This is a genomic window from Rhodococcus jostii NBRC 16295, assembly GCF_001894825.1.
In the GTDB taxonomy this organism is placed as follows: domain Bacteria; phylum Actinomycetota; class Actinomycetes; order Mycobacteriales; family Mycobacteriaceae; genus Rhodococcus_F; species Rhodococcus_F jostii.
On sequence record NZ_BCWY01000097.1, the window covers coordinates 1 to 22,090 of the forward strand.

General features: G+C 63.8%; 17 protein-coding genes and 3 pseudogenes. 5 read left to right on the forward strand and 15 right to left on the reverse strand.

Annotated features, from left to right (window positions below; translation table 11 throughout):
- The 3 genes from RJ1_RS37530 to RJ1_RS37540 form a co-directional block, all read left to right on the forward strand.
- Nucleotides 1-669 (forward strand): AMP-binding enzyme (locus RJ1_RS37530; RefSeq protein WP_143169586.1); only part of this gene is annotated, 669 nt, incomplete at its 5' end.
- Nucleotides 670-1,184: 515 nt separating this feature from the next.
- Nucleotides 1,185-1,388, forward strand: coding sequence for a ferredoxin (locus tag RJ1_RS37535; RefSeq protein ID WP_073368346.1), 204 nt, complete (start codon nt 1,185-1,187; stop codon nt 1,386-1,388).
- Nucleotides 1,385-2,602: a cytochrome P450 gene (locus RJ1_RS37540; protein WP_083400262.1), complete on the forward strand. Its 1,218-nt coding sequence runs from the start codon at nt 1,385-1,387 to the stop codon at nt 2,600-2,602. The genes RJ1_RS37535 and RJ1_RS37540 overlap by 4 nt, the downstream gene beginning before the upstream one ends.
- Nucleotides 2,603-3,044: 442 nt before the next feature.
- Here the strand turns inward: RJ1_RS37540 and RJ1_RS37545 are convergent.
- From RJ1_RS37545 to RJ1_RS37595, 10 genes and pseudogenes are all read right to left on the reverse strand, one after another.
- Nucleotides 3,045-3,500: pseudogene (locus RJ1_RS37545) on the reverse strand (transposase); the annotation flags it as partial.
- A gap of 32 nt (nt 3,501-3,532) precedes the next feature.
- Nucleotides 3,533-4,758, reverse strand: a protein-coding gene (locus tag RJ1_RS37550) for an IS3 family transposase (protein WP_255284937.1) whose coding sequence is annotated in 2 segments (ribosomal slippage) — nt 3,533-4,446 and nt 4,446-4,758 — 1,227 coding nt in all. Because the reading frame shifts where the segments join, the coding sequence is not laid out codon by codon here.
- 70 nt (nt 4,759-4,828) lie between these two features.
- Nucleotides 4,829-5,817 (reverse strand): annotated as a pseudogene (locus tag RJ1_RS37560) (transposase); the annotation flags it as partial.
- A 103-nt stretch (nt 5,818-5,920) separates the two neighbouring features.
- Nucleotides 5,921-6,697: an SDR family NAD(P)-dependent oxidoreductase gene (locus tag RJ1_RS37565; RefSeq protein ID WP_083400263.1), complete on the reverse strand. Its 777-nt coding sequence runs from the start codon at nt 6,695-6,697 to the stop codon at nt 5,921-5,923.
- Nucleotides 6,675-7,400, reverse strand: a complete 726-nt coding sequence (locus RJ1_RS37570) for an SDR family NAD(P)-dependent oxidoreductase (protein ID WP_073368359.1) — start codon at nt 7,398-7,400, stop codon at nt 6,675-6,677. The genes RJ1_RS37565 and RJ1_RS37570 overlap by 23 nt, the downstream gene beginning before the upstream one ends.
- Nucleotides 7,397-9,727, reverse strand: a complete 2,331-nt coding sequence (locus RJ1_RS37575) for a penicillin acylase family protein (protein WP_073368361.1) — start codon at nt 9,725-9,727, stop codon at nt 7,397-7,399. Before RJ1_RS37575 ends, RJ1_RS37570 begins: the two co-directional genes overlap by 4 nt.
- Nucleotides 9,724-10,725 (reverse strand): ABC transporter permease, encoded by a 1,002-nt coding sequence (locus tag RJ1_RS37580; protein ID WP_083400265.1) that lies wholly within the window; start codon nt 10,723-10,725, stop codon nt 9,724-9,726. The genes RJ1_RS37575 and RJ1_RS37580 overlap by 4 nt, the downstream gene beginning before the upstream one ends.
- Nucleotides 10,715-12,220: a sugar ABC transporter ATP-binding protein gene (locus RJ1_RS37585; protein ID WP_073368367.1), complete on the reverse strand. Its 1,506-nt coding sequence runs from the start codon at nt 12,218-12,220 to the stop codon at nt 10,715-10,717. The genes RJ1_RS37580 and RJ1_RS37585 overlap by 11 nt, the downstream gene beginning before the upstream one ends.
- 50 nt (nt 12,221-12,270) lie before the next feature.
- Nucleotides 12,271-13,290: a sugar ABC transporter substrate-binding protein gene (locus tag RJ1_RS37590; protein ID WP_074872657.1), complete on the reverse strand. Its 1,020-nt coding sequence runs from the start codon at nt 13,288-13,290 to the stop codon at nt 12,271-12,273.
- 41 nt (nt 13,291-13,331) lie between these two features.
- On the reverse strand, nt 13,332-14,216 hold the full coding sequence (locus RJ1_RS37595) for a polysaccharide deacetylase family protein (RefSeq protein ID WP_073368373.1): 885 nt from the start codon (nt 14,214-14,216) through the stop codon (nt 13,332-13,334).
- A 216-nt stretch (nt 14,217-14,432) separates the two neighbouring features.
- Between RJ1_RS37595 and RJ1_RS37600 the strand changes: the two genes are divergently transcribed.
- Nucleotides 14,433-15,320, forward strand: coding sequence for a LysR family transcriptional regulator (locus RJ1_RS37600; RefSeq protein WP_073368376.1), 888 nt, complete (start codon nt 14,433-14,435; stop codon nt 15,318-15,320).
- A gap of 284 nt (nt 15,321-15,604) precedes the next feature.
- Here the strand turns inward: RJ1_RS37600 and RJ1_RS37605 are convergent, their stop codons facing one another.
- The 3 genes from RJ1_RS37605 to RJ1_RS37615 are packed head-to-tail and all read right to left on the reverse strand — an operon-like array spanning nt 15,605 to nt 18,525.
- Complete coding sequence (locus tag RJ1_RS37605; protein ID WP_073368379.1) at nt 15,605-16,399, reverse strand: carbon-nitrogen hydrolase family protein; 795 nt, start codon at nt 16,397-16,399, stop codon at nt 15,605-15,607.
- A 24-nt stretch (nt 16,400-16,423) separates the two neighbouring features.
- Entirely contained in the window at nt 16,424-17,770 is a 1,347-nt protein-coding gene (locus RJ1_RS37610) for an MFS transporter (RefSeq protein ID WP_073368382.1), read from the reverse strand.
- Nucleotides 17,767-18,525 (reverse strand): HpcH/HpaI aldolase family protein, encoded by a 759-nt coding sequence (locus RJ1_RS37615; RefSeq protein ID WP_073368384.1) that lies wholly within the window; start codon nt 18,523-18,525, stop codon nt 17,767-17,769. The genes RJ1_RS37610 and RJ1_RS37615 overlap by 4 nt, the downstream gene beginning before the upstream one ends.
- 173 nt (nt 18,526-18,698) lie before the next feature.
- Here RJ1_RS37615 and RJ1_RS37620 point away from each other — a divergent pair, with 173 nt between their 5' ends.
- Nucleotides 18,699-19,382, forward strand: a complete 684-nt coding sequence (locus RJ1_RS37620) for a GntR family transcriptional regulator (protein ID WP_073368387.1) — start codon at nt 18,699-18,701, stop codon at nt 19,380-19,382.
- Between the two features lie 292 nt (nt 19,383-19,674).
- On the opposite strand, the pseudogene pyk reads toward RJ1_RS37620, so the two are convergent.
- A pseudogene (pyk, locus tag RJ1_RS37625) lies at nt 19,675-21,155 on the reverse strand (pyruvate kinase).
- 301 nt (nt 21,156-21,456) lie between these two features.
- Nucleotides 21,457-21,840 (reverse strand): DUF1937 family protein, encoded by a 384-nt coding sequence (locus RJ1_RS37630; protein WP_073368390.1) that lies wholly within the window; start codon nt 21,838-21,840, stop codon nt 21,457-21,459.
- Nucleotides 21,841-22,090 lie beyond the last annotated feature (250 nt).

The following is a 22,090-nucleotide window of genomic DNA, read 5'->3' on the forward strand; positions in this document are numbered from 1 at the left end:
GGCATCACCACCACCAAGCCCGGATCGGCGATGGCACCGCTGCCCGGCATCTCCGCGAAGATCGTCGACGACGATGCCAACGAACTCGGCGCCGGCGGCTCCGGCTACCTGGTGCTGGACGAGCCGTGGCCGGCGATGCTCCGCGGCATCTGGGGCGACATGGACCGCTACCGCGAAACCTACTGGTCCCGCTACCCCGAGCAGGGCTGGTACTTCGCCGGCGACGGCGCCAAGTACGACGAGGACGGCGCCCTGTGGGTCCTCGGCCGCGTCGACGACGTCATGAACGTCTCCGGGCACCGCATCTCCACCTCCGAGGTTGAATCCGCCCTCGTCGGCCACCACGGCGTCGCCGAAGCCGCCGTCGTCGGCGCCGCCGACGAAACCACCGGACAGGGCATCGTCGCGTTCGTCATCCTCCGCGAAGGTGTCGAAAACACCGGCGACACCCTCATCGCCGAACTCAAGGCCGAAGTGTCCCGGGAGATCAGCCCGATCGCCAAGCCCCGCCAGATCACGATCGTCCCCGAACTCCCCAAGACGAGGTCGGGCAAGATCATGCGGCGTCTGCTCAAGGACATCGCCGAGGGCCGCGACCTCGGCGACACCTCCACGCTCGCCGACCCCAAGGTCCTCGACGCGGATTGGGCGCACAGCACGACGCCCTGACGAGGCCCGAACCTTGAGTTTGAACAGGTCGGCAGGCAGCGTTCTGGCAATACGAGAACGACGGTCACAGATCAATCCCACGGTGACTGTATTTGTCCGGGATGTTTGCCGCAGCGAGGTTCTCGTCAGTTGGGCAATCCGGCACCGTGGCCACGCCCTGACTCGACTACGGACCGCCCTCCCGTTGATCAGTGCGGGCGGTTCACGTGACATCGTCGGGGCGAACAGGCCAGTCGACGAGGCGACGCTAACTGTCTTCGAGAGAGATCTCCCCTGAGAATGGGAATCCTGGTCCTCTGTCTCTGTGCGTTCCGGCCGGGCATGAGAACCGACGATATCCACCTTCTCCGCTGGCTGAGGAACGAAACGACGCAGGATGAACTGGTAGGACCAACCCAAATCTGTGCCTGTGTGCCAAATCCCGTGACGTACCTCACGTTGTATGACATTATGCATGCATAAGTGGCGCCAGACGCAGATGTCGACGCACGTGCCGACTGCCGTAGGAGTGGAAAATGACGTTGACGATTGACACGAATCGCTGCCAGGGGCACGGACGGTGCTGCCTGATCAGCCCTGAGCTGTTCGACATGACCGACGACGGGCTCGGCATCGTATTGGTCTCGGAACCGGGACCCGAGTACGCGCACGCGGCGGAACTCGCTCTCGATAACTGCCCCGAGAGCGCGATCACCGCCACTGCACGGAGCTTGTCATGACTAGGGTCCACGGCGTCACAACAATGCCGGTCGAGCAGCTCGCACCGAACTTCGATCTGTTTGACCCGCAGCACAGCGAACGGCTGTGGGAGGTGCTCGACTTCGCACGCACAGCGTGCCCGGTGCTCAAGACCGACGCAGATGACGGCTATCACATTGTCACCCGCTACGACGACGTACGAGCCGTTCTGACGGACGCTGAGACCTTCAGCTCCGTGGAGGCCGGCTTGCGCGGGGTACCGGTCCCGATGCCGCCGCTGACGGAGGATCCGCCGAACCACATCGAGTACCGGAAGGCACTGAATCACTACCTGACCCGATCATTCCTATCCCGTTACGAAGAGAGCATTCGCCGGTACGCTCGCAATTTGCTCGACGACCTCGTCCCGCGCGGCCGGTTCGAGTTCATGACCGAGTTCGCGGTGCCCTTCACGTCCGGCAACCTCGCCAAGGTGATCCTTGCCGACGACAACGAGACCCGGCTGCAGAGCGCGATTCAGCTCGCCGCCGACATCAGCAGCTACGGCCGGAATGAGGCGTTCTTCGAATTAGCTGAGCTCGCCGAGGAACTGCTCAACGAACGAATGACATTCGGCGGCGACCGGGACGACATCCTGAGTGCCATCATTCGGGCCACCGTGCAAGGGCGGCCGCTGACGATGCAGGAGCGGGTCGGCGCGACGATGATCCTGTTCACCGGTGGTCTCGACACGACGAAGGCCGCCCTCGGCAGTATCGTCAAGCACATAGCCGACGATCCGTCGCTCGAGGCGCGGGTTCGCGATCCCGAATGGGTCAAGCGTGACCTGGACGAATTTCTCCGGCTTGATTCGCCGATCGCCTTCATGGCCCGCACGGTCACCAAAGATACCGAGCTGAACGGGTGCCCGCTGCGACCGGGTGACCGGGTGGCGGTGCACTACGCGTCGGCCAACCGGGATGCGTCGCAGTTTGCGCACCCAGCCGAGTTGGATTTCGAGCGACAGCGTAATCCTCACGCTGCGTTCGGTATCGGTCCGCATCGCTGCATCGGTCTGCATTTCGCCCGGCTCCAGATCGAGATCGGTTTTCAGGAACTGTTCAATCGAATCACCAACGTTCGGATCCCCCAAGGTGAGAGGGTGCACACGGCAACTGGAGTCGTGCAGGCGCATGAGTACCTGCCGATCGAATTTGACTTTGCGAGTGCTACTCAGGGGCCGTCTGACAACTGACCGAGGGTTCAGTCGACGCGGGTAGTGTGACACGGCGAGTAGATCATCGCTTGATGCTGAGTGGCCGGAGCGCGTAGTTGTGGACTTAGGCACGATGCCTATGGTCCATGCGAACGTCCTCTCGGTCACCCACCGTCTAGGAGACTCTTGAATCCTTTGCTGTCGTCGGTGCGCGTGTCGGACTAAATAGTCAGCGAAAGAATGCATTTCGTGTATGAACGAGTCTTCCGGCGAAGTCGCCGTCGACCAGTCCACACTGACCGTCGCGAAGCGCTGGCACACGACGAGGCTACTTGGAGGTGACGGTGTGAAACCTTGCAGATAAGTTCCCTCAGCTGCGTAGCTACTTCGACCTGAAAAACGAAGTGCCTCGGTGAGCATGATTCGGCCGTCCCGGCCGGTCGGGATTGGGTTGGCCACAGACTCCCCCGATCGGCGCCTTTCACGCTGCCAGGGTGCTGATCTTGACCAGGTTGTGCGCCAGGACCCCGTGGCCGACCCAGATCTTGGCGCCTTCGGTGCTGTCGATGCGGGTGCGGTCCCAGCCGTATCCGCGCTTGAGGGCGCTGATTCTGCCTTCGACTCCGTTGCGCCACTTGATTGTTCGCCGGAACGCTGGTCTGTGTTCCTCGGCTCGCCGATCAGCCGAGGGCTTGCCCTTGCGAGGAATCACCACGTTGCGCACGCCGAGGGCGCGGAGGTCGTCCTCGACGGCTTTCTCGCCGTAGCCGCGGTCGGCGGTGACCGTGCGGGGTGGGCGGCCGGCGCGTGTGCGGACCCGATCCACAGCTGGTGCCAGTTGGGGTGCGTCGGCCGGGTTGCCGCGTTCGACGTTGTGGTCCACGATCACGCCGTCGTCGCCTTCGACAAGCTGGGCCTTGTGGCCGAACTCGACGGGGGGCGTTCCCCCCGAGATGTGGACACCAGTTCCTATGCGGCGGTGGCCAGCCTAGCCGATCGCTGCTCGTACTCGATCGGACAGATTTGGCCGAGAGTGGAATGCCTCCTTCTCGTGTTGTATCGCGTGATCCAGCGGAAGACGGCAGCGCGCGCCTCACCCGCGCTGTTCCAGCGCTTCCGCCCCTGCAACGTCTCCCGTTTCAACGTCGCGTTCAGCGATTCGGCGGCGGCGTTGTCCGCCGACGTCCCGACCGCACCCCGCGATGTCGTCACCCCCAACTCGCGGCAGAGGTCAGCGAACTCAGCCGATGCATATTGAGCCCCGTTGTCGGAGTGGAAAATTGCCCCATCGAGACCGGCGGCGCCACGACAGGCGGCCGCCGCACGCAGCGCGTCGGTGACCAACTCGGTGCGCATGTGGTCGGCGATCGACCACCCCGCCAACCGTCTCGAACCCAGGTCCAACACCGTCGCCAGATACAGAAATTCACCATCACCCACCGGCAAGTAGGTGATGTCGCCGACGTATTTGGTGTTCGGTGCGCTCGCGGTGAAATCCCGCCGGATCAGGTCCGGAACCGGGGCCGCGTCCGGGTCGGGGACGGTGGTGCGCACCGGTTTGCGCAGGTGCACGCCGACGATCCCGTTCACGCGCATCACCCGTTCCACTCGCTTGTGATTGACCTCGATCCCGGCATCGCGCAGCTCGGCGGTCACCCGCGGTGCCCCGTAGGTGCCGTCGGAGTCGTCGTGGATGGCGCGGATCCGCTCGGCCAGCTCCTCGTCGGCGGAGGCGCGGGCGGCCCGGGCCGGCGCGGCGGCCCGCCACCGGTAGAAGCCCGAGCGGGAGACCTCGAGGAGCTGGCACAGCCACTTCACCGGAAAGGTGTCGCAGTGGTCGTCAACGAATTGGAAGTGGCTGCTCACCAACTCGTCTCCCCGGCGAAATATTTCGCGGCCCTCCGCAGGATCTCCCGCTCGGTTTCGAGCTTCCGGATCTGGGCCTTGAGCTGCCTGTTCTCTTCCTCCAACACGGACTCGGACGATACCTCGCCGGCCGATCGTGACGGCCCCTTGGCTCCGCGCTCGGCCGCGGGAGCGCCGGTGCGTTTGCGTTCGGCGCGCACCCAGTTGCGCAGCGTCTCGCGGCTGACGCCCAGATCCCGGCCGATGCCTTCGAGCGTGTGGCTCGGATCGGACAGGTACAACGCGACGGCATCGGCCTTGAATTCCGCCGAGTACGACTTCATCACCATCAGTGACATCTCTTCCTCTGGGTCTTCACGACCCAGTGTCCAGGATGTCCTCACTCAAGGGGGAAGCCCCGGGTTTACCGAGCCGTCCCTTGGCGATGGGCCGGGCGTCGGGGTCGTGCAGGCTGACCCGCCGGGTAGCTCCGTCCGGTGTCTGCCCGGCCAGCCGCTGTCGGGTCTGCGCGGTGATCTGCCGGGTGGCGGTGACCAGGTCCCCAGGGGTCGTCGATGGCGCGGGCCAGGCGTCCGCGCCGGCGGCCCGCGGCCCTGTCGTGCTCGCCCTGGGCCTTCCGGGCTGTGGCCTTGGCGCGTGCCCGGCGCAGCGCGTGTTTGGGGTTGGCCAGCAGCCGTTCGGCATCGGTGGCGGCGGTCTCGGCCAGGTCGGCCAGCTCCCCGGTTGTGTGCCGGACCGCGGCCAGGGCCTCGTCGGGACCGGCGTCGCTGCGCAAACGCAGCTTGAAACCGATCGAGTGCGCACGCTTGCCCGCCGCACGAGACCGGTCCCGCACCCGGGTGCGAGTCGCTCCACCGGCGGCCTGGATCCGCTTGCCGGTGGCCGCGATCCGTCGGATTGCCTTGGCCAACAAACCGGAGTCGGTGGGGTAGGACACGTTGCTGGGCACCACCGTCGTGTCGGCCCGCAACTTGGTGGTGCGCAGCACCTTGGCCTCGGTGGCCTTGGCCAGCAGCGCCTCGTTCAGCCCGTCCACCGCCGCCGGGCCACAGCGGGTGGTCAGCTTCATCAATGTGGTCGGGTGTGGCACCGACCCGTCCAAGGGGATCCGGGGAGAACCGCCGCCAGGTGATCGAGTCGCTCACCTCGCGGCACAGGGTCTCATAGCCGAGTCGGTAGCGGAACTTGAGGAACATCAGCCGCAGGTAGGTCTCCATCGGCGTCGACGGACGGCCGATCCGCGGGTCGAAGTACGGCACGAATGGTGCGAAGAACGCCGGAACATCCAGCAACGCGTCGATCCGAGCCAGCTCGTCAGGGAGCCGGAGCAACTCCTGCGGCAGCACCGACTCGAACAAGGACGGTTGATCGCCTACGGTACGGAACACGATGGCCTCGATCCCTTCTAGCCCAAGGGGTTGAGGTCATCCTTCCGTTCCAGCATTGGCCGATCACGCACCGACGCACACCGACTTTTTCAGGTCGAAGTAACTAGTGCGTCGCCAAGAGCCCGCCATCTACCACGATGTCGGTACCGGTGATGTATGAGGCGTCGTCGCTGAGGAGGAACGCATTGACTGTGGCGACCTCACCTGGCCTTCCCATCCTTCCCAGCAGGGTGGACGCGACAATCTCATTGTTGACCGATTCTCCGTTGTGCTTGGCCATGGCCGTGTCAATGAGACCGGGTATCACACAGTTGACTCTGATGTCTCTCGGGGCCAATTCTGCTGCGGCAGAGCGAGTGAGTCCTCGTACCGACCACTTCGTCATCGTGTAGGACGAGATGCCGACCGCTCCGGTGCATCCCGCAGTGGAGGACACGTTGATGATCGATCCGCCGTTTGTCATCACCTTGCTCACGGCCAGTACACCGAGGAGTGGGCCGAGTTGATTGACCGAGTGCAGCAGGCGCTCTTCCTCCAACGCAGGCTCTGACAATGGAGATCGACGGTAAATCCCAGCGTTGTTCACGAGACCATTGACAGCACCAAATCGGCTCAGGGCGGTCTCGACAATCTTCTCCCAGGATTCCTCGTCCGTGACGTCATGCACCACACCGAGCGCCTCCGGCCCGATGGCTTCCGCCACCTCGGTGACTGTGGGGTCGATGTCGGCCAGCACGACACGTGCTTCCCGCTCTGACAGAAGCCGCGCGGTTTCGAGGCCTTGTCCGGTGGCGGCACCGGTGATGATGACCACCTTCTGGTTCAAGTTCATCGGAGACCTTTCGCTGAGTTCTTGTTCATAGCGCGAGATAACCTCCATCGACCGGCAGCTCGACACCTGTGACAAAGGAGGATTCGTTGGCTCCGAGGAAGACGGCGGCTGCGGCGATCTCGTTTGGGGTTCCGCCCCGATTCATGGGTGTTCTTCCTATGAACTCTTGATTGAGTTCGTCGGCCTGACCTGCGGTCATTGGTGTTGCAATCCACCCAGGGAGGATGGCGTTGACGCGTACGGCGTGCGGGGCGTAGGTGATGGCTGCGTTGCGGGTCATCCCTAGTACGGCGGCCTTACTGGCATGGTAAGCAGCAAGGTTTGCCACAGCACGTGAGCCGAAGATCGAGGAAATGTTGATGATGGAGCCGCGCCGGCGCGAGATCATGCCCTCGGCCACAGATGCCATTCCGTAGTGCGTGCCGCGTTGATTCACATTGATGATGCGATCCCACTCGGTGTCGTCGACATCGTGGATCGACGCCCATCCGGTGGTTCCGGCGTTATTGACCAGTATGTCGATGCGTCCGAATGATGCAGTGATCTCGCTAGTGAGCGATTGCCACTCGGATTTACGAGTGACGTCGAGTCGCCGGGTCCAATAGCAATCGTCGACCATGGCGTCGTCGTTCTTCCAATCCGCGGAGACGACAATCGCGCCTTCGGCGCGGTATGCCTCGACGATCGCAGCGCCGATACCTTGGTGGCCTCCGGAAATGAGGCAGACGAGATCCTGTAGGCGTGCCGTCAAGTTGGGCTCCCTGGTCGAAGGTGGAATGTACTACGCGCACATTGCTCGATGGCGTGTGCGGAGTAGTGGAGCGGAAAGTAGGCGTCTGTCAGCCAGTCGTCAATCAGGTCCTGGTATGCCCCGTCGCGGGGGTCCCCGGACTGGCCGGGCGCATTGATCGCGATGGAGGCATCCCAGTTGCCGACGTCGATGACCATCCGAAATGTTGCGCCCGCGGTCTGAAAGCCTGTCCGCGGGTCGTAGGAGGCGACACCGACCGTATCCGGGCTGCCGTGCTTGGGATAGGGCCCGAGTGTCATCCAGGGGTCCGAGGGGTCGTCCACCACCGAGTGCAGAGGATGCCGGAATACAGTTCGGTGTAGCCGCCCCCACGTCCAGGTCGAGTGGTCCTCGCCGAGCGTTTCCTTCAACCGTCGGAAGGCATTCACGAGTGTCCGGCCTAGCACAGCCTGTAGTCGTTCCGGATCGCGTGCGTGCTCATGCCGGAGCAACAGCAGGTCGACAGCGGGGTCGCCTGCCATGGTTTCGTCGGGCAGCGTCGCCGCCAGCGCGTCGGCTGTCTGGACGGCGTCGACCGTGTTCTGAAGAAATCGGTCGTAGAGTTCGGTGCGGAGTTCACCCCTGAACCAGGTCTCGAACAGTGCGGCTGCAGACGAGGTCGCGGACATGCGGTGGTCCCACTCGGTGAGTAGGCGTACCGCTTCATCGGTGTCGGGATCCTCGGATGGTGTTCTGGTCAATAGTGCACAGACTTCGCGCGCCGGGATGCTTAGATAGTCGTTCTGCAGCGCCGCCGACCGCGCGAGGGTCATTTTGGAGTCATCGCTGAGGACTTCGGCGATGCGTTGGGCTCTGCAGTTTGCATACCACTCGTAGGACACGGGGATCGAATCCCATTCGTCCGTTCCGGGCAGGTTCATCTCGTTCGCGCTTGCAACCCATCCGCGGGGCGGATCGACCACGGAGGGTAGCGCGTCCGCAGGCTGGAACCCGTCCCACTCGAATCGCCCGTCGCCTGGTACCGGAAGCAGTCCATCCCAGTTCGGCCGCACGGGCACCAGTGCGCGTGCGCTCCATCCGATCGAACCGTCGATGTCGGCGTAGACGTGATTGACCCCGGGTGCGCGCCACCGCGCCACCGCGTCGGCGAAGTCGGAGCCGTTGCGTGCTCGTAGGTAGGCCAAACTGGCAAGATACGGGGCCATTCCGGGCTCGAGCCACGCCGCTCGCACGGCGAAGGCTGCCTTCTGACCGTGGTCGACGTGGATGACCGGTCCGTGAACGGTGTGTGCGAGGGTCACTTCGGCATCGGGCGCGCCGGCCACCGGAATGCTCTCGGTGACGCTCTCCATGCGTCGCCACTCGTCGAGGTATCGGTACAGCGACGGATCGTCGGGGTGGAGCTCGTACACGTACAGATCTTCTTGATCGACCGGGAAGATGGTCAGTCCGAACGCGACGTGACCGTTGTGTCCGAGGGACACCCCGGGCAGGGCGGGCTCTCCTGCTCCGATCACGTCGAACTCGGGACAGCGCAGGTGCACGAGATAGCGCAGCGAGGGCAGCCCGATGGCGCGGTGCGGGTCACTGGCCAGGATCGGCCGTCCGGTTGCGGTCCGGGTCGCAGCGATGGCCCAGTTGTTGCTGCCGTCGGGTTCCTGCGCCGGTAGGGGAGTCGTGGACACGGGTCCGGTCGCGAGGCGGTAGACGCGAAGTACCTCGTCATCGAGCAGGCTCAGGTCGAGACCCTCGGGAACTGTCACCGCGATAGCGGGTTCGCGGTGGCGCCGCAGGTCCTCGACCTGTGGTCCGAACTTGTGCAGGGTTTGGGCGCGCGCGACCTCCTGCTCGAGGTTCCCGAACAGTCCATGACTTCGGATCCGGCTGACGTCCTCGGGTGCCCACCGGGACGGGGCGTATCCCAGCTTGGTGAACTCCGGCGGAAGTAACGACGCCTCCGCTTCGGTCGCGGCGATGAAGGCATTGATGCCTGCGACGAAACGGCGGACCGCCGATTGGGCATCGGGCGCGTACGACTGCCAGTCGGCTACCTGGTCGCCGCGATACAGAAACAGGCGAGCAGCCCGATCACGCTCGACATAGTGCGGCCCGAGCACCTCGGAGATGAGACCGAGCCCTTTTCTGCGCCACCAGTCCAATTGGAACAGGCGGTCGCGAGCGGCGATGTAACCCTGCGCGAAGAAGACGTCCTCGGGGGACTGAGCGTCGATGTGCGAGATCCCGGATTCGTCCACTGTGACGGTGACCGGAGCGAACAGCCCGTCCGCGACAAGGTTCTCGGATTCGAGCGTGGTGTCTGAGGTCATCGCTTCGACCGACGGACGAGCTGATCGGCGGCGACGGCGAGAATGACGATCAGCCCCTTGGCGACCAACTGGATGTTGTTGTCGACGGCGAGGCTGATGAAGATATTGTTCAGCACCGCGATGATCGCCATACCCACTGCAGTGCGCCAGATTCGGCCTTCGCCACCCCTCAGGGACGTTCCACCGATCACGACGATGGCGATGGCGTCGAGCGCGATCGTCGCGCCCATCGATCCTTGCCCGGCGCCGACCTGCCCTGCGGTGATCACGCCCGCCAACCCTGCGAGGAAGCCGCTGATGACATAGGTCGATCCCTGTACGACGTCGACGCTGATTCCGGAGAGGCGGGCCGCTTCGCGGCTGCCACCGACCGCGAAGATTCCGCGCCCGAACTTGGTGCGGTCGAGGATGATGGTTCCCGCCAGGAAGGCGAGGATCAGCAGCACCACGGGGATTCGGATTCCGGCGATGGATCCACGCCCGATCGCCTGGAAGTATTCGCCGGTATTGCTGAACGAACCGGCGTTGGTCAGGAAGAGCACACCACCGGAGTACAGCGACGACGTTCCCAATGTGGTGATGAACGGGTTGACGCGCAACTTGGTGACAACCAGGCCGTTGACGAGACCGAGAACGGTGGCCAAACCGAGCGCAGCGACCATCGCGCCACCGGGTGTCCAGCGATCCGCTATTGCGGTGTAAAGCGTGGCAGCGCAGGCGAAGACGGCGCCGACGGACAGGTCGAATCCACCGGCGATGATCACCAAGGTCATCCCGACCGCCACTATGCCGAGAGGCGCGATCTGGGTCAGGATGATGCCGATGTTCCCCGGCGTCAAAAACGCCGGATAGATGATCGTGGCGATGACGATGAGCAGGGCGAGGACCCCGAACATCGCAAACTCCAGCAGACGGCTGGATGATACGAGGCTCGACCGTGAGGTGGTGGGGGCGCTGGCAGGGGTGGTCACCGGGGTGGTGGTGGTGCTAGAACTCATGATTTACTCCGAAAGCGAGATCGAGGACGTCTTTGACGGTGGGTTCGTGTCGATGTGTGTCGAACTCTGCGACGATGCGACCGCCGGCGACTACGAGGACCGTGTCGCTGACGTCGAGGACCTCATCGATTTCTGCGCTGGTGACGATGACGCCCTTTCCGGAACTGGCCAATGCGCGCAGGGCGGAGAGCACATCGACCTTGGCTGCCACGTCGATTCCGCGGGTGGGTTCATCGACGAGGAGGATGTCCGGATCGCGGTGGAGCCATTTCGCCAGCGCCACCTTCTGTTGGTTTCCGCCTGATAGCCAGCTCACGGGGTAGTTGCCGACCGGCCTGCTGAGGGTAAGCTCTTCGAGTTTGATTTTGGCCACCTCGAGCTGCCGGGATGCGTTGACCAACCCGCGCGTCGTGACGCTGGCCAGGTCAGCGAGTGTCACGTTGTCCGGGACGCTCATGTTCAGAACCAGACCTTCGGTCTTGCGTTCTTCCGGAACGAGTCCGATCCCGAAAGCTTGGATTGCCTGGCGAACCGACCGAGGAAGCTTCTGTTCCTGACCTCGAACACGGAGTCGGCCCTTCGCGTGTGGTTCGGCGCCGGCCAACGACCGCAGAATGCTGCTGCGACCGGACCCGACCAGACCGGCGAGACCGACAACTTCACCGGCTCGAACGCGGAGCGTCACGTCCTCGATCGCACCGGGCAGGGTGAGTTGCTCGACGGCCAGGAGTTCCTGGCCGAACTCCACCCGTTGCCGGGAGCGAGGTTCCGGTGCGGCGGTCTCTCCGGTCATCTCCCGAACCAGTGATGCCTTCGTCCACTCGTTTGCGGGACCGAATGCGACTTTTCGGCCGCTCCGCATGACGGTGATATCGTCGCTCACCTCGAGGACCTCGGACAGGTTATGGGTGACCAGCACGATGGTCGTCCCTCGGGCCTTCAGCTTGCGCACGAGGTCCAGAAACACCCTGCGTTCGCGTTCCGACAATGCCGCCGTGGGTTCGTCGAACAAGATCACACGGGAGGACGCGTACACGGCGCGCATGATCTCGAGCATCTGGGCGGCAGCCACACTCAGCTCGCCCGCGTTCATTTTGGGGTCGAACTCCAGGCCCAGGTCGCGGCTGAGTTCGAGGAACGCGGCAACCATGTCCTTTTCGCGAAGCAGACCGTGTCGGCCCATCTCCTGGCCGAGGAAGACGTTCGCGACGGTCGTCAGCGCAGGAAGCACGGTGAGTTCCTGATACACCGCCGAGAGCCCGGCCCGCCGCGACTCCTTCGGGTCTCCGCCGTGTAGCCGCTCTCCGAAGATGCTGACGGTGCCGTCGGTGGCGGAGAGCCGGCCACTCATCATGCCGAGCAGGGTGGATTTGCCGGCCCCGTTGGCACCGACGAGTGAGTGCACGGTTCCCGCGCGGACCTCGACGTCGACTTGGTCGACGACCGTGGTTCCGCCGAAAGATTTGGTGACGCCTATACATTCGATGGCGATCATCTGTTACCTCAGTTCATCACGCAGCTAGGGTTTTCTGATGCGTAGGCCGATCAGTACTCCGGGACCCACGAGCCGACGTTGTCCTTGGTGATGTAGGGAGCACCGGCAAACTGCAGCTGGTCGAGGGGGTTGGTGACCTTGGCGACCTCTTGCCCTTGCCACGAGGCCATCATCATCTCGACGGCCAACTTCATGTCGGTGTAGGGAGTGCCGGGGAGCGCCATTTTCACCGTTCCCGACTCGATCGCCGACTTCGTCCATGAATCGCCATTGCTGTCGAATACCGTGACGTTCGACGATTTCCCGGACTCTTGAACAGCCTGGACCACTCCACGCGTCATCCCGCTGTAGTTGGAGGCGACGGCCTTGAGGTCGGGATTCGACCGCAAGGTGGTCTGGGTGACAGCGAACGCCTCTTCCGTCAAGTAATCGGTCTTCTGGAACGAGGCGATGGTGTGGTCGGGGTACTCCGGTTGCACCGATTCCAACGCCGACTGTGTCGCCATGGTGACAAAGTCCAGGTCCGGGCCGGTAATCGCTGCGAGCTTCCCGGCATCGGTGTTCTCGAAAATGTGCTTCCACCAGCCACGATAGCCAGCTGCATTCTGCTCACCGATGAAACCGAGAGTGCCGTCGGTATATCCGTCGTCACCGCAGATAGCCGTGACCACGACCAGAACCTTGATGCCTTGGGCAGCAGCATCTTTGATTTGACTGCACTGCTCGCGAGGAGAGATCGGGTTGACGATCCAGGCGTCATAGGTCTTGCGCTGCATGGCCAGCATCATGGCGTCGTTCTGCCGCTGAGGGTCCCAATCGCTGGCGACCACCGTCAGATCGATTCCGGCCTTCTTCGCGGTCTCCTCAGCACCGGTCTTCTCCGCCTGCAGGTAGGCGTTGCTGGTTGCCGGAATGAAGACGCCGATCTTCAGGTCCTCGAGAGGTTGGGGCTCGCCGGGGCCGGCGTTGATCCCGGTGGAACTCGGAGCCCCCGTGGAACAGGCGGTGAGGGCAATAGCAGCGAGTGCTACCAAGGAAATGAGCACGCGTCGGCGCCATGATTGCTTCATGATTCTCTTCTTTTCGGTAAGCGAGGGAGTGATGACGGCCGCTACAACTGCTGGCTCGAGGCAGAAGCCGAGGTGGGCGCTGTCTCGTCCTCGGACCAGAGGTCATAGAGGGTGCTCAAGTTCGTGAACAACACGTCGTCGAATGAGGTCATGTAGTCCAACAACCGCTCGAACATCATCAGGTTGTGGGGCCGTCCAATGCTCTGCGGATGCACCGTGATGGTGACCAAACCATTCGGAACCCGCTGGTAGGCGAAGTCGAAATGGTCTTTCCACCGCTGGTAGATCACTTCCGGCGACTGCATACCGGCATTGACGCCTGGGATGTGTTCGACCGCGGGGAAGTCGTCGAGATACCAGGAAACCGGGAACTCGAGAATTGGACTCGGCTCCCCGCGTCGGTTCCCCTCCTCGTACCGGACCTCAGTCGGACGCGGGTGATAGGGCTCGAGGTCGCGCCCCATCAGGGATGAATCCCAATCGAGTCCGTACTCCTCGATCAGCGACAGAGTGGTGTCCGTGAAGTCCCAAGCCGGCGACCGGTATCCACGAGGGACGAATCCGACGTACTTCTCGTGCTGAGCCAACGCCTTCTCGAACAGATCTCGTTCCTGTGCAGGTTCGAGTTTCATGATCGGCTCATGCCAACATCCGTGCGCAGATATCTCGTGACCGGCATCGAGAACCGATTGGAAGACCTCGGGGAAGGTTTCCATAGTGTGGCCGGGTGTGAAGAAGTTGCCCAGAACCTCGTATCGACGGAGGGCGTCGAGGAGGCGGGGCACGCCCACTTCGGCGTCGAAGTCACCGCGCGACAACACGCCGGGGCTCGTCAGACCGAACGTGCCCATCCAGCAGCTGTGGGCGTCGAAATCTGCGCCGATGTTGACGGCAATCTTCTTACCAGCGGGAAGTTGCAGTGGCATCGTGATCTTCTTTCCTGTATCAAGCGTGACGCACGGGTGGTTTCAGCGGCGATCGATCGGTCCAGGGCGAGCGAAACCAAGCGCCGGGGCTTTGTTCATGGGCCCGTCTGTCGGGAGGGCCAGTCGCTGTGATGCACATCGCGTGCGTTTGATCCTGGCACCGGTTCCGCCATTCGTCTATTGACAGTTTCTCAAGCCTGCATAACTATCAGTTATATGGACTTCCGTTCGCTCACCTACTTCGAGTCGGTTGCTCGGCTGCAGTCGGTGAGCTCTGCCGCCGCCGAGTGCGTCGTGAGTCAACCCGCGATCTCGAAGCAGATCGCCGGGCTGGAGACCAGGCTCGGCGTCAAGCTCTTCCACCGCGCGCCGACCGGAATGGTGCTGACACCGGCCGGACGGAAGCTGTACGAGCTGAGTGCGGACATCCTCCACAGAGCCCGGCACGCCGAGACAGTCATGCGGGCGATGTACCGAGACGAGCCGCAATTGACCGCGGTGACCCAGGAGACGACGGCACACTTCCTGCTGGCCCCGTTCATCGCCGAGACCGGCGCGCCAATCATCGACCTCAGAACGGTGCGACCATACGACGTGGATCGCACTCTCGACGAAGACGCCGACCTTGCCGTCGGTACGCACCGTCCACCCGACCATCGTGAGTGCCGTACGGTGTCGGTCTCGCCGGTACTGGTTCAGTGCGCGCCGCAGGAGGCGGAACTCTTCGACGAGGCAGGCCTGGTGGAACTCGCCGCGGTCAGTGGGTCCGACGTTCTCGTCCCGGGCCACGGTAGCGGAGTCGAACTCGCGGTACGCAGTGCGAGTGCGCGGCACGGCATCAAGCTGGAATCTGCGCGATCGGTCAACTCCCCGACGGTGGCACAGGCGCTCGCGGCCAACGGTCGGGGACTGGCTCTGGTGACCGACCCGCCGCGGTTCGGTGTTCGTGCCTTTCCTCTCGTCGTCGACGGACACCCGATCGAGGTCCCGATCTATCTATCTTGGGACAGAGACCATTACGCGACTAACCTGATAGCGGCACTCGGTGACGACCTCCGGGCGTGGCTCGACGCACAGCCTCCGTGGATCTCCATGGCAGGGTGAGCTACACGTTCGGAGAACTGCGGGTACTCCCGACAGCGAGGTGAAATGGGCTGCGGCCGCTACTGTGCGACGAAACCCCGTCTCGGGCTCCGGAGATGGCGATCGGCGCTAGCGCCGTCGAGTCTTACTGCGGCTCATGGGGACGTGGCGGGGATCCGTGCACGCGCAATCCGTGCCAGCGGCCTCAGCCGTGGTGAAAAGTGACGGTCTGACTTTCGGAGGTTCTGTGCAGTGACAGTGATGGGTGAACCTGGCCCGAATGCGGTCCACCCATCACCAGGTCACTACTTCGGGATGACGGTGAATCGCCTGAGCTCGAGCGCGGGGTTCTGTGCCCGCACTCGAGCTATCCGATCAGCGGAGATGCTGGCGAGCGTAAGCCCCTCCGCCTCCCCTGCAGACGCGAGCGGAATACCCATCGGGTCGACGATGAAGCTGTTGGCGACACCGCCGGGCGCGGTTTGGTCTGCGGCCGCAACGTAGATGGTGTTCTCGATTGCCCGGGCACGGATCAAGGTATTCCAGTGGTCTTCCTTGAGCGGACCGGGTACCCAAGCGGCTGGAAGGACGAGCGCGTCCGCGCCGGCGTCCACGAGGCGACGGGTGACCTCGGGGAACCGGAGGTCGTAACAGGTCTGTAGGCCGAACCGGAGTCCGTCGACCTCGAAGGTTTCCGGTTTGTCGATCTCGCCGGGACGGACCCGCGACGATTCGGTGAATCCGAAGGCGTCGTAGAGATGAATCTTGCGGTAGGTCGCCGTGACCTGTCCGTCCACGTTCACGGCGACCAGGGTGTTGTGAATTCGGCCGTCGGAGCTGGTTTCGTTGAGTCCTACGACAATCGTGATCTGGTGTTCGGCTGCGAGGCGGCCGACTCGCTGAACGAAGGGACCGGAGAGGGATTCTGCGGAGCGGACGAATCGATCGTCCATGGCCGAGACCGTGAACATGGAGAACTCGGGGAAGGCGATGAGTCGGGCGCCCGCGGTGCTGGCGCGCTGAACATAGTCGGCGATGATGGCGGCATTGCGTGCCTTGTCGTCGGTGGGGGCGAACTGGGCGACGGAGATGATGGGCACGAGAATTCTCCTGAAGGCTGGGTATCAGGCGGATGGGCTGGGTTGGCGTGTCGGGGGCGGGGCGATGCGTTCCATTTTTCCGAGAACAATTGTGTAACTGAGAATTCCCGCGGCGAGGACAACGCCGGTGAAGATGAATGCCCCTGCAAACGATCCTGTGGTGTCGACGATGATGCCCGTGATGATGGGTGCGGAGATGCCGATCATGTTGGCCACGAAGTTGACGATTCCGCCCATGGTGCCGGTATAGCCCTCGGGGGCGATGAGCGAGACGATGCTCGATCCGGCGGGAACAGAGACGGCCAGGCCTGCCGCACCGATCGAGAGGAACACGACGGCCATCGCGATGGAGTCGACGTAGCCGGCGCCGGTGACGGCGAGGGAGGCGAGGAGGCTGGTGACCAGCACGATCCGCCGCACACGGGTGACGTGACCGGTGCGGGCGACCCAGCGGTCCATCAACAGCCCGGCGATCAGGAACTGCGCGATCACGGCCACCAGCCAGATGATCATCGTGTACAGCCCGCCCTTGAGGAGGTTGACCCCAAACTGCTTCTCCAGGAAGCCCGGGAGCCACGTGAGCAGTACGTAGTAGGCATAGGTGTAGGAGGCGAATCCCAGGGCCAGGCCCCAGGTCTTGCGGCGGCGCAGGAGGTAACCGACTCCGTGGAGCGAGCTGGTGGTGACGGCGTCTTCGTCCTCGGCGCCGCCGGCGCGGATCATCTCGTACTCGGTCTCACTGAGCCGCCCCTTGGCGAGCGCGGTCTTGGGTGAGTCGTACAGGAACCACCAGATGGCGAGGAACAGCAGGCTCGTCACGCCGGTAAAGATGAAGGCGGCGTGCCAGCTGTAGGTGGAGACGAGGAACGCCATGATCGGGACGCCGAGGACGTTCGCCATCTTCGAAGAACCATCGAAGACGGAGGTGGCGGTGCCACGCTCGTGTTTCGGGAACCACTGTCCGATCGCTTTCCAGGCCGCCGGTACGGCGGGGGCTTCGCCGATGCCTAGAAGCAGCCGCGCGATGATGAGCAACCCGAGGCCGCCGGCGGCGGCCGACGCGAAGGACGCCACCGCCCACAGGAACACACCGACACGATTGACCCAGCGCACACCGATCTTGTCGATGATCGTGCCGATCGGTAATTGCAGCATGGCGTAGGTCCACAGGAATGCGGACGACACGACGCCCATCTGTGCGGCCGAGATGTCGAACGACTTCATGATCTCGGGGGTGGCGACCGACAGGTTGACGCGATCGATGTAGTTGACGAATTGCCCGAACCCGAGGATTCCCGCGATCTGCCAGCGGACACGTCCGAAGCGGGTCTTCGTTCGCTCCGGAGTGGCGGCGATGCTGCCGGTGCTCATGAGGACAATCCGCCCAGCAGCGCCGCGGTCTCGGCGAAGGGCTGCTCGAACCCGGCGCGCAGTGCCCCGTGTTGCATTGTCAGAGCCAGTTGGTGGGCGTTGTTTTCCAACGCGAACCTCTTTTCCTCCTCTGTCCAGGCGGGCATCAGCCAGTGTTTGCCTGCGGCGTGGGCGGCGTCGGCGATCTTCTGGAGGTCGGCGAAATCGCCTGCTTCGCGGGTGTAGGTTCCGCGGTCGCGACGGATGGACAGATCGCCGGGGCCGACGAATACCCCGTCTACGGTGGCGAGTTCCAGGATGGCGTCGATGTCGGCGAGTGCGCCGGCGTCCTCGATCATCGGGTAGCACCGCACCCGGATATCTTCGGCCGCGACCCAGTCGTCGGTGTACGGCCCGTATGCGATGGTCCGGCCACCGGCGAGGCTGCGATCGCCCAGAGGGGGAAATTTCGCGAATGCGGTGATCTCGCGCGCATGTGCGGCGCTTTCCACGTGTGGAATGACGACGGCGTCGGCACCGAAATCGAGGGCCTGCTGAATCGGCCCGCGGTCGGGTGTGAGGACCTTGGCGAGCACGTCCATCCCGAGCGCCTTGAGGAAGGGGATGAACCGTTCCAGGTCGGCGAGGCCGAACGCGCCGTGCTCGATGTCGAGGACCGTGGCGCCGTAGCCGATACCGCGAGCGATCTCCGCGGCAGCGAAGTTGGGATCGGACAGCCAAACGGCAAACCGGGGGTCAGCGTGGGGTGGTGTCATGAGGAAACTCCTGGAGACGGGGGCGCGCACCGTGGAGGAGCGCGGCGGTAACCGAATCGAAACATTCAGTGGCGGGAGTCACAATAATGTGTGTCCGCCATGTATACACGAAGAGTACTTCGAGTGTCCAGTAGTGTGTCGGGGTAGAAGCGGTATGCGGAGGAGGCGAAGTCGTGGTTATCCAGGCATCGAACAGCGTTCAGGCGCAGCCAAGCCGAAAGTCGGCGGCGGGGCGGGTCTACGACTGGCTCCGCGACGGCATCATCACCGGTCGGATCGCCGAAGGAACGTTCCTCGACGAAGTCTGGGTGGCCGAGTCGGTAGGCACATCGAGGACCCCGGTGCGCGAGGCGTTCCACCGCCTCAGCTCCGAGCGGTTCATCGATCAGTTGCCCCGGAAGGGAGCCCAGGTCCATGTGGTGACCGCCCGAGAACTCGAGGAGGTGAACTCGACGAGGCGGCTGATCGAAGGCCACGCGGGCCACGCGTTGTGCGCCGACCGGAAAGGCGCCCCTGCCGAGATGCATGTCCTGCTCGAGGAGATGGAAGAGGCGGAACAACGCCAGGACTGGCTCCAAGCCGTAGAGCTGAACTGGCGCTTTCATCGAGCCATGGTGCAGGCACAGGGAAATGCGGTGCTGACCGAGCTGTACGACACTCTGCGCTCGCGACAGCAACGGGTCGGCCTGCGTGCGCTGCAGAGCAGCCCGGGCCGGGCCCCGCTGATCGACTCCCAACATCGCGGCATCGTCGACGCGCTCGATACATTCGACAACGAGCGACTGCAGCAGCTGCTGGACGAGCACCTGAAGCCGGTACCCGAAGTCACCGCGGTGCTCGGGTCGGGAGCACAGTAGCGGTCGAACGAACCACCACTCCCCGATTGTGCACACAGCTGTCCCGCGGACGTAAGGCATCACGCTCCCTCATCGGCCCGGCACACCCTCGGTGTGCCGCGGTGCTGCGCACGCCCGCGGCCACACAATGCGGCAGAGAGCGCGCCGTCCACCGCCCCACCACATCAGGAACGGCGGACGGCGCGCTGGGCAAGGCTGCGCACGCGTGAATGTCGGTTCAGGATGCGTCCGCGAGCCGTGGACTTCGACGGGGGCTCGATCGCGGCATGACAGCGACGCCCCCTCGTCACGGTTAGTGGTTGGTGGAGTAGTCGTCTTCCCCGAGTCGATGTGCGAGTACGAAGTTGGTGGAACCGATGGAGTTGATCGGCGATCCGGCGACGATGATGATCAGGTCTCCGGGCGCATACCGGTCCAGGGTCAGCAAGTGTTGATCGACCTGCCGGATCATTTCGTCGGTGGTGCTGACATCCCCGACCTGGTGGGCTTCGGTGCCCCAGCTCATGGTCAGCTGATTGCACACCGACTCCGTCGGGGCGAAGGCGAGCAGCGGGAGTGGAGTGTGCAGCCGGGCCAGCCGTCGCACGGTGTCACCGGACGTGGTGAACGCGACCAACGCTTTGGCATTGAGGCGTTCGCCGATGTCGCGGGCGGCGAACGAGATGACACCCCCCTTCGTTCGTGGGGAGTGCAGTAGCGGCGGAACGAATGTGGATTCGGATTCGACGGCTTCGATGATCCGCGCCATCGTGTGTACCGTCTCGATCGGATACTTGCCTACCGAGGTCTCCCCGGAGAGCATCACTGCGTCGGCACCGTCGAGGACCGCGTTGGCCACGTCAGATGCTTCGGCGCGGGTGGGACGAGAATTCTCGATCATCGAGTCGAGCATCTGGGTTGCGACGATCACGGGTCGCGCGTTCTCGCGGGCGATCTGGACAGCGCGTTTTTGCACGAGCGGTACCTGCTCGAGGGGTAGTTCGACCCCCAGGTCGCCGCGGGCGACCATGATGGCGTCGAACGCGAGAATGATGGACTCCAGATTGTCGACGGCTTCAGGTTTCTCGATCTTGGCGATCACCGGAACTCGGCGGCCGACGCGATCCATCACCTCGTGCACCAGTGCGAGGTCGTCGGGCGAGCGCACGAAAGACAGGGCAATCACATCGACGCCGAGCGTCAACGCGAACTCGAGGTCCTCGATGTCTTTGTCCGACAACGCCGGGACGGATACGTTCATTCCGGGCAGCGAGAGCCCCTTGTTGTTCGAGACCGGTCCGCCCTCGGTGACCGTGCAGACGACGTCGGGGCCGTCGATCTCGGCGACGGTCAGCGCCAGCTTGCCGTCGTCGATCAGTAGCCGATCACCAGGCCGGGCATCGTGAGAGAGCTCCTTGTAGGTCGTGGACACACGATCGTGGGCGCCCTCGATGGCGTCGGTGGTGATGCGGACTTGTTCGCCGGTCGACCATACGGTCGATCCGTCGGTGAATCGGCCGAGCCGGATCTTGGGTCCTTGCAGGTCGGCGAGCACGCCGACCGTCCTGCCGGTCGTCGCGGCGGCGGCGCGCACGTGGCGGTAGTTGGCGGCGTGATCGGCGTGCAGACCGTGGCTGAAGCCACGTCCATCCCCGCCTCGACGAGCTCGGTGATCCGCTGGCTCGTCGCGGTCGCGGGACCGAGCGTGCACACGATTCGGGCGCGACGCACGGCATGTGTGGCCTCGGAGCGCGAAGCCGTGGTGGGGCGGGGTGGCCTATCGGGGATGGTCATGGGATGTCCTGAGGGGTCGGCAGCGGGCGGGGGTGCGTAGGAGGGGGGGGTGGCACTGCCTCGATCGGTGGGGTGTCGGACGAGGAAATGGTCAGAAGCGGGTCACCCGCACTGCCATCGCACCCCTACCGAAGACGGTGGGTTGAGCCGGAGTTTGGGCTGCTCGTCCCGCCTGACGGCCGAGATCCGCAGGCGGGACGAGCATCACGGCGAATGAGCCGAAGAGGCGCGGTCGTGGCGACCGGGTACTTCACCTGTACATGGACGATTCCACGCGCGTGCCCATCGCCGTGGGTCGGGGTCAGCGCGTGGCGGCGGTGACGGTGTCCTGATCGAATTCGTGGGACACGTTCGACCACAGGCTGACACGGCGGCCGCGGGTTTCGAAGAAGGTGATCTCCCGCTTGATGCCCGAGCTCTGATCCCAACCGGGTAGGTCGAGGATGATCAGCTCGTCGAGCATGTCCATGAACACCTCGTCGACAGGTGCCCACAGGCCGCCGATCCCGGATTTGTCCTTGCCTTCGAAGGTCAGGTTGATCGGGTGGGACATCGAGACCTGACTGAAGACGGCATTACCGGATTCGATGATGGTGGCGGCCACCTTGTTCGACTCGATGAACCGATCGTGGGTGACCGAGGGGTCGGTGTGGCTGTAGGGGCAGGCCAGGAAGATCTTCCTCATGGTGTTCCTTTCAGTGGGGCGGTGTGCACCCTGTGAGGGGTGGTGGTGAAGTCGTAGCTGGACAGGGCATGATGTTGTGCTTCGGGCGGAGTGATGAGTCGCCAAGACGGTTCAGGGCGTGGCACCCGACTGCAGTGGCGGTGGGATATCGACTGCAGTCCGCAGATGCGCTTCGTCACCGCATCCGATTGGGTCGTCGGGTATTAGGTGGACCCGGTCCCCGACGGAGACCGCTTCCTCGACCAGCGCC